Annotated in this window: 14 protein-coding genes; 5 read left to right on the top strand and 9 right to left on the bottom strand. The window is 39.4% G+C overall.

Annotated features, from left to right (window positions below):
• Window positions 1–4: 4 nt before the first annotated feature.
• Window positions 5–877, top strand: a complete 873-nt coding sequence (locus EJ995_RS09155; protein ID WP_126447801.1) for a substrate-binding domain-containing protein — start codon at window positions 5–7, stop codon at window positions 875–877.
• On the opposite strand, the gene ung is transcribed toward EJ995_RS09155, so the two are convergent.
• Window positions 878–1543 carry a uracil-DNA glycosylase gene (ung, locus tag EJ995_RS09160; RefSeq protein WP_126447803.1) on the bottom strand — a complete coding sequence of 222 codons (666 nt, stop codon included), beginning with the start codon at window positions 1541–1543 and terminating at the stop codon, window positions 878–880.
• A 115-nt stretch (window positions 1544–1658) separates the two neighbouring features.
• Between ung and EJ995_RS09165 the strand changes: the two genes are divergently transcribed.
• From EJ995_RS09165 to EJ995_RS09180, 4 genes are read left to right on the top strand one after another with little or no spacing between them, the layout of a single operon-like run.
• Window positions 1659–3821 carry an endonuclease MutS2 gene (locus EJ995_RS09165; RefSeq protein WP_126447805.1) on the top strand — a complete coding sequence of 721 codons (2163 nt, stop codon included), beginning with the start codon at window positions 1659–1661 and terminating at the stop codon, window positions 3819–3821.
• On the top strand, window positions 3821–4222 hold the full coding sequence (locus tag EJ995_RS09170) for a thiol-disulfide oxidoreductase DCC family protein (RefSeq protein ID WP_126447807.1): 402 nt from the start codon (window positions 3821–3823) through the stop codon (window positions 4220–4222). Before EJ995_RS09165 ends, EJ995_RS09170 begins: the two co-directional genes overlap by 1 nt.
• A gap of 60 nt (window positions 4223–4282) precedes the next feature.
• On the top strand, window positions 4283–5380 hold the full coding sequence (locus tag EJ995_RS09175) for an OmpA family protein (protein WP_126447809.1): 1098 nt from the start codon (window positions 4283–4285) through the stop codon (window positions 5378–5380).
• A gap of 4 nt (window positions 5381–5384) precedes the next feature.
• Complete coding sequence (locus EJ995_RS09180) at window positions 5385–5903, top strand: hypothetical protein (protein ID WP_126447811.1); 519 nt, start codon at window positions 5385–5387, stop codon at window positions 5901–5903.
• Window positions 5904–5981: 78 nt separating this feature from the next.
• Here EJ995_RS09180 and EJ995_RS09185 read toward each other — a convergent pair whose 3' ends face one another.
• The 8 genes from EJ995_RS09185 to efp form a co-directional block, all read right to left on the bottom strand.
• Window positions 5982–6797 carry a prohibitin family protein gene (locus EJ995_RS09185; RefSeq protein WP_126447813.1) on the bottom strand — a complete coding sequence of 272 codons (816 nt, stop codon included), beginning with the start codon at window positions 6795–6797 and terminating at the stop codon, window positions 5982–5984.
• A gap of 9 nt (window positions 6798–6806) precedes the next feature.
• On the bottom strand, window positions 6807–8822 hold the full coding sequence (locus EJ995_RS09190) for a hypothetical protein (protein WP_126447815.1): 2016 nt from the start codon (window positions 8820–8822) through the stop codon (window positions 6807–6809).
• A gap of 12 nt (window positions 8823–8834) precedes the next feature.
• On the bottom strand, window positions 8835–9581 hold the full coding sequence (gene fabG / locus EJ995_RS09195; protein WP_126447817.1) for a 3-oxoacyl-[acyl-carrier-protein] reductase: 747 nt from the start codon (window positions 9579–9581) through the stop codon (window positions 8835–8837).
• Window positions 9578–10117, bottom strand: a complete 540-nt coding sequence (locus tag EJ995_RS09200) for a hypothetical protein (RefSeq protein ID WP_126447819.1) — start codon at window positions 10115–10117, stop codon at window positions 9578–9580. Before EJ995_RS09200 ends, fabG begins: the two co-directional genes overlap by 4 nt.
• 34 nt (window positions 10118–10151) lie before the next feature.
• Window positions 10152–11024: a succinate--CoA ligase subunit alpha gene (gene sucD / locus EJ995_RS09205; RefSeq protein WP_126447821.1), complete on the bottom strand. Its 873-nt coding sequence runs from the start codon at window positions 11022–11024 to the stop codon at window positions 10152–10154.
• Window positions 11025–11053: 29 nt separating this feature from the next.
• Window positions 11054–11425 (bottom strand): nuclear transport factor 2 family protein, encoded by a 372-nt coding sequence (locus tag EJ995_RS09210; protein ID WP_126447823.1) that lies wholly within the window; start codon window positions 11423–11425, stop codon window positions 11054–11056.
• A 61-nt stretch (window positions 11426–11486) separates the two neighbouring features.
• Window positions 11487–12443: a UDP-3-O-(3-hydroxymyristoyl)glucosamine N-acyltransferase gene (locus EJ995_RS09215; protein ID WP_126447825.1), complete on the bottom strand. Its 957-nt coding sequence runs from the start codon at window positions 12441–12443 to the stop codon at window positions 11487–11489.
• A 1-nt stretch (window position 12444) separates the two neighbouring features.
• Window positions 12445–13011: an elongation factor P gene (efp, locus tag EJ995_RS09220; protein WP_126447827.1), complete on the bottom strand. Its 567-nt coding sequence runs from the start codon at window positions 13009–13011 to the stop codon at window positions 12445–12447.

The following is a 13011-nucleotide window of genomic DNA, read 5'->3' on the forward strand; positions in this document are numbered from 1 at the left end:
TACCATGACAACCATCAATATAGGCGGCGTTCCAGAACATTTTAATTTGCCATGGCATTTGGCTATTGAGGATTCCGCTTTCGCGAAAGCGGGCATCAATCTATCATGGCAGGACGTACCAGAAGGTACAGGTAGAATGTGTAATCTTTTACGAGAATCAGAGCTCGATGTAGCCTGTATCCTTACCGACGGTATTGTAAAAGACATTATGGCTGGCAATCCAGCTAAAATCATTCAAGTTTATGTGGACTCTCCATTACTTTGGGGCGTCCACGCACCAGCAGACTTGATTGAAGAAGATACCGCGCAATTTGACAACCCAACATTTGCCATAAGTAGATATGGTAGTGGTTCGCACTTGATGAGTTTTTTATTAGCTGCCAGACACAAATGGAATCCTGAAAAATTAAGGTTTAAACTGGTAAATACCATTGACGGCGCAGTCACTGCATTGACAAATCACGAGGCACAACTCTTTTTATGGGAACGTTACATGACCCAACCGCTGGTAGATAATGGCACCTTTAAAAGAATGCAAACGGTGGCAACGCCATGGCCCAGTTTTGTCATCGCAGCTACGGACAAATGCATCGCAGACAAGCAGGACGCTCTTGCCAAAATGCTTAGTATAATCAACAACTATACTGCTGATTTTAAAGAGATACCAAGCATTGACCGCACAATCGCTTCACATTATGATTTACAGGTAGGCGACGTTCAACAATGGTTACTGCGTACAGAGTTTAGCGATAAACAGCTACAAGAAAAAACGGTGAACATCATCAACGAGCAATTTTTAAAAGTTGGAATATCTGATAAGAAAGTTGCCTTGAAAGATCTAGTTTTTGATCTTCCTAAAATTGACGAAGAAGAATAATTACCAATCAATAGGTTTCATACCTCGTTCTTGCAGGTAGCGATTACATCTTGAGAAATGCTTGTTGTCAAACCAGTAACCACGGTTAGCGCTTAATGGTGATGGATGACCTGTGGTGAGCACAAAATGTCTTTTTTCATCAATGAGTTTAGCTTTTCCTTTGGCAAATCCACCCCAAAGCAAGAATACAAGATTCTCACGCTCGTCGCTTAACAATTTTATAACCCTATCAGTAAAGATTTCCCAACCTTTTTTCTGGTGGCTTCCGGCTTGTCTTTTTTCTACAGTGAGTACGGTGTTGAGCAGTAATACACCTTGATCTGCCCAGCGCTCAAGATTACCACTTGCTGGAATAGGTATTTTTAAATCCTGATTGATTTCCCTAAAGATATTGATAAGTGATGGAGGTTTGGGAACACCATCTGCTACTGAAAAGCATAGTCCATTTGCCTGACCTGGACCATGATAGGGATCTTGCCCTATAATGACGACCTTTACCTTTTCAAAAGGCGTGCGATCAAAAGCTGCAAAAATCTTCTTTCCAGGAGGATAGCATGTAGTACGCTCGTATTCCTGTTTTACAAATGCAATAAGTTGTTCAAAATATTCCTTATTGAATTCCTCTCGCAGCATTTCTTTCCAGCTGGGTTCTATGTTTACGCTCATTCAGTCGCTTTATAATTACAAGCCTTGAATTTACTAGAAAGGCTCGTTCCATAGGATTAAAAAAACTATAACATCAAGAACATACTGCAGTGGCTTAATTATTTTTGTGTGGCACATGAGAAAAATATCACGCAAGACCACTGAAGATCTTGAATTTAATACAGTAATTGATCAGGCGAGCGCCTATTGCGTCACAGACGATGGTCGAGATCTTTTAAAAAAGCTACAACCATTTGCTTCTAGCAATAAAGTCCTGCGATCACTGGATTTTACTCATGAATACCTGCAGTCATTCTCATCAGACTACTCCATTCCTAATCATGGATTTGACCCTATTGATAAAGAACTACAGCTGCTGGGCATTGATAACAGCACGTTGGAAAAGGAATCTATACGCAGGCTGGTTCAACTGCCTAGAACGGTAAACGATCACATCAAATTTTTTAAGAAAACTCGAGAGCATTTTGAGCGTTTGTATGAGCGCACGACAAATCTTGAGTATAACACCGCAGTTCCAGATCAGGTAGATCAGGTCATGGATCGATTTGGCGAGATAAAGGATGATGCATCACCCATTCTCAAAGATGTACGCAGGCAAATGAATACGGTGCGTGGCGAGCTTAACGGTAGCTTTGGCGCTGCTTTATCTCATTATCTCAAACTTGATTATCTGGACGATATCAGAGAAACAGTGGTAGATAATCGTCGCGTTCTCGCTGTAAAATCTATGCATAGACGCAAAGTAAAGGGTAAGATTATGGGCAGCTCAAAAACCGGTAGCATCTCATACATTGAGCCAGAGCGCGTGTTAAAGCTTTCGCGAAAGCTAACAGAATTAGAGATTGAGGAGCACGAGGAAATTCAACGTATCCTTAAAGAGTTAACCAATTTCCTGAGGTTATTCATCCCAAAATTTGAACAGCAACGCAGCTACCTAGCAGAGACCGACACCATTGCTGCCAAAGCGAAATATGCACGCAAAATCAATGCGCTGCTACCTATAATGGTACAACATAAAGAATTAGAATTAGTTGATGCCTATCACCCATTGTTGCTTATTGCCAATCGTGAGCGAGATGAAAAGACCTACCCGCAAACCATACGATTAGATGTCGACAATAGAATCATCGTTATTTCTGGACCTAATGCTGGTGGTAAATCCATCACGCTCAAAACAGTAGGTTTATTGCAATTAATGATTCAATCAGGAATGTTGATTCCAGTTCATGAGAAAAGTCGAGTTTGTATTTTTAAACAGGTGATGACTGATATAGGAGATAATCAAAGTATTGATAATCATTTGAGTACCTACAGTTATCGACTTAAAAACATGCGTGGTTTTCTGCGCAAGGCTGATGATAATACGTTATTTTTAATTGACGAATTTGGAACTGGATCAGATCCAGAATTAGGTGGTGCTCTGGCCGAAAGCATGCTGGAAGAATTGTACGCACGCAAGTCCTATGGTATCATCACGACGCATTATACAAATCTAAAGATGCTGGCCAACGAGTTGCCAGAAATGAATAATGCTAACATGTTGTTTGACAGCCAATCGTTAGAGCCTATATATCAGTTACAATTGGGTGAAGCTGGTAGCTCCTTTACATTTGAAGTAGCACAAAAAAACGGTATCCCATTTTCATTGATCAATAAGGCCAAAAAGAAAGTGGAACGTGGCAAAATACGTTTTGACAAATCAATTGCCGCACTGCAAAAAGAGCGTTCACACCTGCGTAAAAACAATGAATCATTGCGTGAACGCGAGATGAAGGCCACACAAAAAGCTAATAAGCTAGACGATACACAGGAACGCATCCAGCAAAAGCTAGAGGATTTTCAAGAGTTGTACGACACGTATCAACGTCATATTCAATTGGGGAAAAAGTTTGACCAGTTAGCTAGTGATTACAATAAGAACAAGAAAAAACGACAGTTGCTGGATGAACTAATGAAACTTGTCATTACCGAGAATGTCAAACGTCAACCACCACCAAAAAAGAAAACGGCTGCAGCCAAAGATAAGGGCAGACAAAAACAGGCTGAAAACGAACTGATCCAAAAGGCAACCAAAATACGTAAGGAAAAAAAGACGGTAAATAAGCCAGCTATAGAAAACCCTAAACCAAAAGTGAATTTTAAAGTAAATGATCGCGTGCGTTTGATCGATTCACGATCAGTAGGAACTATAGACAATATCGAAAAAGGAAAAGCTACCGTGAATTACGGTATGTTTACTACGCTCGTGAGTGTAGAACAATTAGAACCTGTGAAGTAATGGAAAAGCAAATCGTACTTTTTGATGGAGTGTGTAACCTATGTAATAAGGCAGTAACTTTTATTATTGAACGTGATAAAAAGAATGTATTCAACTTTGGTGCCCTGCAAAACGAGAAAGGAAAAGCGCTTCTCAATAAATACGACATTGATCCTGAAGAAACGGACAGTATCATTTTGATAAAAAATGACAAGGCATATATCAAATCAACAGCGGCTCTTCATATAGCTAAAAACCTTTCTGGAGGCTGGCCACTACTCTACACATTTATCATTCTGCCTAAGTTCATTCGTGATAGTATCTATGATTGGGTGGCACGCAATAGATATGGATGGTTCGGTAAAAAGGACAACTGCATGATCCCAAATGCTGACCTACGTTCAAAGTTTATTGATAACTAACACGCTTACTGCTAAAGTTTTAAGCCAAGTAGTATATATTTAAGGTCAAATTGCTTTCTAGTGAAACGTTTTCTGTTCAGTTTTCTATTATTTGCCGTTTATCTGTCGGCATGTATAGCGATTCTTAATTACAGTCTAGAAAATAAGATTCTAGATCTGGATGCAATTAAAACCAGTGACGCAACTGAAATCACTAGAGATCAAGATGTATCGACGTATAAATCTGTGATTGATCCAGAGATAACAGTAAATGATCAAGAGGATAAAGTAAACTCTGTCCCGACCACAGACTCATTGGTTTTAGATAATCCGGATGCGCTTGAGCAGGCACAAGGTTCTTTAGCAACCGTTGATGTGGAGAACGATGATTTACCTTACGTGGACGACCAGCAGACCGTTCAGGTGCTTCAAGGTGATGGGTACTTCAATATTACCTTACCTGATGGCAGCAATCTATTGGAATGTCAAGATTACACCATCGTATATCGTAATAAATCAAAAGTAAAAATACCTTACTCATGCAGAGAATATGGTCTGGCCATCAGAGCGTATTTGAGAGAGAACCCTCAAAGCAAATTAAAGATTACTACATTCCACGATGATAAGGAAAGCGAACAAATAGGCGAGGCTCGTGCAGATTACATTATAAAATTACTTACAGGAGTAGGTATAGAAGAATCTAGTATGGTGGCTGTGGTGAAGAAAGCAAATCTTGACATAGCAAAAGGATATGCCACAGGTGGCGTTAATCTCGAATTATTTGACTCTAGTATTCCTGAAGTTGAAAAGAATGCTAAATTTCCAACGAATGATGTAGACGAGCCAATTAACAGACGTAAGACATTACTGGCTCAAAAGTTCTCTTCTGGATTTCAGGGTGTTTATTATTATGGAGATACTAGATTTACATCCTATTTGTCACAGGTGAAAAGCATATTACGTTCCAATCCTAGCGCACAGGTTTATGTCTATAGCTATGCTGAAAAATCTGGTGATAGTAAAGAAAATTATGCCGTAACCAGAGATAATGCGAGCACTGCTAGAAAGCTCATGATTCAAAATGGTATTGATAAAACCAAAATTGAAGCGGTCGCACAAGGCGAAAAATCCAGCGGTACTTCTGGAACTAATCAATGCATCATTCTAGTTGTAAAATAATTTTATGGATCACATTTATGCTAATCTATACTTATATGTAATCTTTGGTTTTATGCTGTTGGGAGCATTCATCTTGGGTTATGTTTCTAGCAGATTTAATGCAAGAAATACAAATGAACAATCGGTAAGCTTCCACACAGGACTAGATAAGGACATTATAAATGCAGATGTTGAAAGAGAAATCTCAAAAATTGTGCAGCCTGGATCTATACGTGCCCAGCGAACCAGAGATAGATCTGGAATATTGAGTGATGATGCAAAACGTAGCATGATTGAAAATCAAATAGATTTTGAATCTATCGGTACCGGTAACGCTGCTGATAAGGATGACTTACAGCAAATTACTGGTATTGGCCCTTTTGTTGAAGAAAAACTCAATGCCATCGGTATCTATAATTTTTCTCAGTTAGCTCGCATGAGTGATGAGGATATCAATGCTATCGCCGCACTCATTGAGTTTTTTCCCGGCAGGATACAACGCGATGAATGGAAAGAGCAAGCGCAGGCGCTTTCTAAAGATTAAATATTGCAGTAATAACAAAACTCAAAAAGCCTTTCTTGCATTTCAAGAAAGGCTTTTGATTATTAGATTGAGAATAAATTACTGGTTGCCGAGTATTATAGGTAATCCACCACTTTCAGATCCACCTACAACTACTACTTTAGAATTGGGTGATTCCGCTAATCTTAGGGTTGCTTCTATTCCTTTCTCAGTAAGGATCTTATCGGTAAGCGATGCACTCAATATCTTATTTGCCACTGCTTTACCTTCGGCATCAATTTTTTGTCTTTCGGCTTCTTTGGTAGCTTTTGCAAGACGGAATTCATATTCCAGCGCTTCTTGCTCCTGACGTAGCTTGCGCTCAATTGCTTCCTTGATTTTAGTAGGTAGCGTTACATCTTCTACGAGCACTCGATTTACTTGCACGTATTGTGTTTTCAATTCATTGCGTACCTCTTCCAGAATCTCGGTTTGAATGACGTCACGTTTACTACTGTACAATTGCTCAGGTGTATATCGACCTACTACACTACGAGCAGCTGCACTAATCGCAGGCGCCAGTATTTCTGACTCGTAATTACGACCTTTTTCCTGGTGCAGGTAAGGCAACTTATCATATTGAGGTTGATACCATACCGTACCATCAACTGATACTTCAAGACCATTTACTGATAGCACGCGCATCTTATCGCTTATTGATAATTGACGTACTGGATAGATGATCATATCATTCCACGGTGCGATGATGTGAAAACCTTCACCATAGGTATTTTCTGTATCAACACCTTCACTGAATGGTCTAAATAGTACACCAGCCTGACCTGCCTCGATCACGACACTACTCTTAAAAATGATAATTAATAAAATAACTGCACCTATGAGTGTAAAAACAAGTGCTTTAGGTAATCTTTCCATATTTGGGTTTTAAATAAGTCCGTTATATTTTCTTAGAATCCACTCTAAAGCTAGTAAGATAAGGATAAAGATCAAGAGAACACGCCAATCTATCAATGATTCAAAGCTGGTTTGCTCGCGTTGAATGGTAGATAATAAACTGTCATTTTTTAAAGTACTTTTTAACTCACTTATTTGATCCGGTGTGAATACTATACCGTTAGTAGCAATTGAACGCAAGTCCTTATAGTTAGCACTCACAAATTGACTCTCAATATCAAATTCCAACACTTTAAAAGAACCAGATTTGCGCAGATTGCTTGATTGCACAGAAGTTGTAAAATTATACGATCCTGGCGCGAGTCCAGATAAATCAACCGTATAGTCGATACCTCTAGAAATAAACGGTCGCTGTGATCGCTCACCCGTTTCCTTGTTCTCAATATACAAGTCAAGAACAGCGTCATCTCGCTCCTCAAAATTTTCATCAAGGTATGTCGCCATCAATAGTATACGATCATTTTCATAGTAGAACCGCTCATAATCCACCTCTAACCTATCGCGTTTATCGTCGCTGGATAAAAACTGGATCTGTGAACTTACTAGATCATCAAATTCCTGAAAATTTGCATCGCGCAAGTAAGCCTCGCTGCGCCAGCGCCATAACCCAGAGCCCATAGTTACTGCATGTTTGGAATCTACCTCATTGTAAGTGAACCACAATGGCTGTTGGGTTTCTACGGCACCTATCTTTTTATAAAATAGAACGTCAATATTTCCAAAGGCACTAACCTCGCCAAAAGGAACCTGCAATGGTGGGAAATCCGCAAGATCAAAACGTTCCAAATTAAAACTTTGGTAGTTTTGATTCATCACCGGTTGCACCTCGTCTTTTTGTGCATAAACCTCGGCAGTGAAAATTTCTTGTGATCGATTCAAGTACCTTAGATCAGGTTTTGGACCGACGATAGTCCAGGTATTTTTGTTGAGATTTTTGATGGCTGTTTCAGCTTTCGCGAAAGCGGAACCAACACCATACTTCACAACTAGATCATATTCGGAAATTACAAATGGCTCATCTACAGTTTTGATCGTGGCACGGCGAAATTTATTGGACTCAATAGATTTTTTTAGCGCTGCCAAATCAGGATGCAAATATTCCGCTAGAATCAAAATTTGTGATTGTTGATCGATGACTTCAACAGCAAAATTGCGATTGTTGTTTGCTGTATTCTTCTCTTGAGAAATAGTGCTGATGCTGGCCGTGTAGGATTGCACACCTATATCAGTACTCTTAAGTAGAATACTTTGCACCGACGCCCTATTATTGCTGTCGAAACTAACAGGAATACTCTTGAGTCGTTTGCCGTCTTGATTAATAGTAAGGCTTATATTTACAGGTATTTCTCCTGAATATGAAACAAGGATTTCTACAGGAAACTCGTTATCTAAATAGGAGAATTTATTGACATTAATTTGAGTAATCTTGATGTCTGCGTAGCTTGTGGTGTCGCCATAAACTACTGAATACAGGTGCGTATTCTTATCTAGAACGGTGTATTTATAACTACTACCTATGGTTTGATTACCATCTGTCATCATGACGATGGCTTTATTGCGACTTGCATTAAGACGCTGGACTTTTGTAATTGCATTATCCAGATCCGTTTGATCCTGATTAAAGGATAGACTATCGGCTAGTGTGATGTCATCACCCATCTTATAAAGAGATACGTCATAATCATCTAGCCATTCTTGATCGTTCATTAATACCTGCAAATCCTGATCAATTAGTGCACTAGCTCCCAACTTTTCTATCGATCTAGAATCATCTACTACGATAGCCATTTGCGGCTTGACGTCAGTGTAGGTTGTTGATTCAAACTGTGGTGCAAGCAATAATAATAGAATAGAAAAAACCGTGATTGCTCTTAAAACAGCAAACCACGGTTGTTTTTTCTTATTAGATTTTACTAAAAAACCATACTGGAACAATGCAATAAGAACAGCAACTATGGCTGCTAGAATGATCCAGATGTAAGTCATATAGAGATTGAATTAGGTAAGCATACCACCATCAACATGTAACGTTTGACCTGTTACATAAGTACTCAAGTCACTTGCAAGAAAGGCACAAGCATTAGCTACATCTTCAGGACTACCGCCACGTTTCAGTGGTATAGCATCTCTCCAACTTTGAACTGTCTCATCGTTAAGAGCACCTGTCATCTCTGTTTCAATAAATCCTGGTGCGATTGAGTTACAACGTATGTTTCGAGATCCTAGTTCTAATGCAACAGACTTAGTAAAACCAATAATTCCAGCCTTACTTGCGGCATAATTTGTTTGCCCTGCATTTCCCTTAACACCAACGATGCTACTCATATTTATGATGCTACCACTGCGTTGTTTGAGCATGGTGCGTTGCACAGCCTTTGTCATATTGAAGACTGACTTTAAGTTCACTTCAATTACCTTGTCAAAGTCCTCTTCACTTATTCTCATAAGCAAGTTATCCTTTGTAATACCAGCATTATTAATGAGCACATCGATGCTATCAAAATCCTTAGTCACTTGAGCGATTAAATCTTGAGACTCTTGAAAACTTGACGCATCACTCTTGTAACAGTGAGCCTTGACGCCCATATCTTGGAGCTCTTTTTCAAGTTCCTTGGCTGGCTGTTCAGAACTGCTGTAGGTAAATGCAACATTTGCTCCATGTTGCGCAAAGACTTGTGCTATTCCTTTACCTATACCACGACTTGCGCCTGTTATAATGACATTCTTACCTTCTAGTAGCTTCATTTAGCAACGATTTTATCAATGAAATTTTGTTGTAATAATCCTTCTCTTTCAAACCATTCTCTAAGCCCCATGTACTTAGTTCTAGAACCCTTAATGGCATAAGTATCAATCTTACCTTGTTTTGATCTTAAGACAAAAGCTGCTGCAATTATCTTTTTGCGCACTTTATCAAAGTGTGTAGGATCTATGTTCTTTATGGCGATAGCGTGACTAGCCATATCATCATAGGACAGCGGCGTTTGAGTAGATTTGAGTCGGCTTAATATAAATTTTCCCCAAATAGACTTGCGACCAGGCTTTTTCTTGTACTTGCGCTTAGGTTCTGCCTTGGTCTTTGGTCGTTGTCCGCGATCGTTTTGCGGTGATACTTCTGGAATATCCACAACAAAATTATCAGTAATTCCACTGTCAACTTCAGATAGTTGATCTAATACCGATTTGAGTTCTGAGAGCTTCTTCAAAGTCTCAGAGTACTCTTGCTGGTAATGTAGCTTCATCTTTATAGCGATTTCCTCGCTTATTTTGATATCGGACATTTTGGGGGAAATTTAAATTAAACTTCAATAAGGTCTATCCTAATACTTCGGCGACCTTTTTACCTATTTCTGCTGGAGAATCAACAACATGAATTCCTGATTCTCTCATGATTTTCTTTTTTGCTTGAGCTGTATCCTCAGATCCACCGACTATGGCACCTGCATGACCCATAGTACGTCCAGCTGGTGCAGTTTCACCTGCGATAAATCCTATGACCGGCTTTTTGTTACCTGTTTCTTTGATCCATTTTGCCGCATCAGCTTCTAATTGACCACCTATTTCACCTATCATGACGATAGCCTCGGTTTCTGGATCATTCATGAATAATTCAACAGCTTCTTTGGTTGTGGTCCCGATGATTGGGTCACCACCTATGCCTATTGCTGTAGAGATTCCATAACCTTCTTTCACTACTTGATCAGAAGCTTCATAAGTAAGTGTACCAGATTTTGAAACGATACCAACCTTACCTTTTTTAAATACGAAGCCTGGCATGATACCGACTTTCGCTTCTTCTGGAGTGATAACACCTGGACAGTTAGGTCCAACAAGACGACAATCTTTATCCTTGATGTAATCAGCAGCTTTTACCATATCTGCAACTGGGATACCTTCAGTAATTGCAATGATGACTTTAATACCAGCGTCAGCAGCTTCCATGATGGCATCTGCAGCAAATGCCGGTGGCACAAAAATGATTGTTACATCAGCACCTTCTTTCTCTACTGCTTCCTGCACGGTATTAAAAACTGGCTTGTCAAGGTGTGTTTGGCCACCTTTACCTGGTGTCACACCACCTACTACATTGGTACCATACTCGATCATTTGACCAGCATGAAAAGTACCTTCACTACCTGTAAAGCCTTGAACAATAATTTTTGAATTCTTGTTTACTAAAACACTCATTTATATCTATTTAGATTTGATAATTTATTTTAAATGGCTGGATGACTTGTCTGATGACATTCTATCAACTGTCCATCCTGCACTTTCCATATACTGATAAAGTACCCGATAGGCACCTCTTCATTTGGATTTTCTATTGTCTTGACGTAAAGCGTGTATCGAGCAACAACTTCATCTTTCTCACTCAACATATGGGATACATCATATCGCAAGCTCTCATAGGATTGTGCGGCAGATTCTATAAGTTCCCAATAGCTGGATTGATCATACACATTATACCCTGTACTGGAATGCCAATAAACCTGCAAATCAGGATGTATAAATTGCTCATAAGTTGATTTATCGCTAAATGCGCTAGAATCAAAAAAAGAATTTAATAATTTTTTAGCCGCTGCTGACATTCCTTATTTTATTTCAAATATAACGTGCAAACCTTGTTGTACCGCACACTTTACAAGTACTTTAGGCTTCCTTTTCCTTAGTTTGTAATTCTTTTAATTGAGCCATCATTTCTGGTATTTTCTTGATGGATGCTATTTCCTTGTATTTGGATCTAAAATCATCTGCTGGTATACCAAAGTATCTCTTATTTGCCTCCAATGACTTGCTAACACCTGCCTTAGCCGATATCACTGCCTTACTGCCGATAGTAATACCGCTGGTGATTCCTACTTGACCCCAAATAGTTACTTCATCTTGTACCACAACACAGCCAGCAATACCTACCTGACTAGCGATGAGCACGTGTTTACCAATAATGGTATCATGACCTATCTGGACTTGATTATCCAGCTTTGAACCATATTCTATGGTAGTATCGCCAGTGACGCCGCGATCGATGGTACACAGCGCACCTATCTCAACATTGTCTTCAATAACAACACGACCACCACTCAATAATTTGTCGTATCCATCTGGCCTGCGCTTATAGTAAAAAGCGTCTGCACCTAGGACTGTTCCCGAATGAATAATCACATTATTGCCAATGACGCTTCCGTTATTGATGGAAACATTGCTGTGAATCACACAATTATCGCCAATCACGACGTCATTTGCAATGAAGACATTAGGTTGTACCACAGTATTTTGTCCTATGGTGTATTTGGGTTGTTCCGCTTTCGCGAAAGCTGAAAAAGGATTAAAGTATTGTGTTAAACGATTGAAATCCCTAAACGGGTCATCGCTTATTAACAAGGCTTTTCCAGAAGGACACTCTACCTGTTTATTGATCAAAATCACTGTCGCAGCACTTTCTAGGGCCTTATCGTAATATTTAGGATGATCAACAAATACGATGTCTCCAGGCGTTACCACGTGAATCTCGTTCATGCCTTTTACAGGAAATGATTCATCGCCTACATAAGTGCAGTCGATGATTTGAGCGATTTGCGCTAGTGTATGAGTTATCTTGAATTTCAAACTACTGCTTCATGCGCTCCTGGTAGGAACCCTTTTCTGTGTCAATGCGTATAATATCACCTTCATTAATAAACAGTGGTACATTGACGGTCGCACCAGTCTCTACCGTGGCTGGTTTTGTCGCGTTGGTTGCGGTATTTCCCTTAACTCCTGGCTCAGTCGCAGTGACTTCAAGCACCACATACTGTGGCATATCTACTGACAAAGGCGAATTATCTTCGGTATTTATCTGGATGGTCACATTCTCACCTTCTTTCAATAAATCAGGTGTGTCCAATGAGCTTTCTAGCAATCTTATTTGTGTGTAATCTTCATTATTCATGAAGTGATAGAACTCACCATCATTGTATAAATATTGAAACTTGTGCGTCTCTACACGTATGTCTTCAATCTTGTGACCAGCCGAAAATGTATTGTCGATGACCTTACCAGTGGTTACACTTTTTAATTTGGTTCTTACAAATGCTGGACCTTTACCAGGCTTAACGTGTAAAAATTCAATGATTTTATAAATATCGTTGTTGTACCTGATGCACAATCCTTTTCTAATGTCGCTAGTTGATGCCAT

Source organism: Nonlabens ponticola (genome assembly GCF_003966335.1).
In the GTDB taxonomy this organism is placed as follows: Bacteria; Bacteroidota; Bacteroidia; order Flavobacteriales; family Flavobacteriaceae; genus Nonlabens; species Nonlabens ponticola.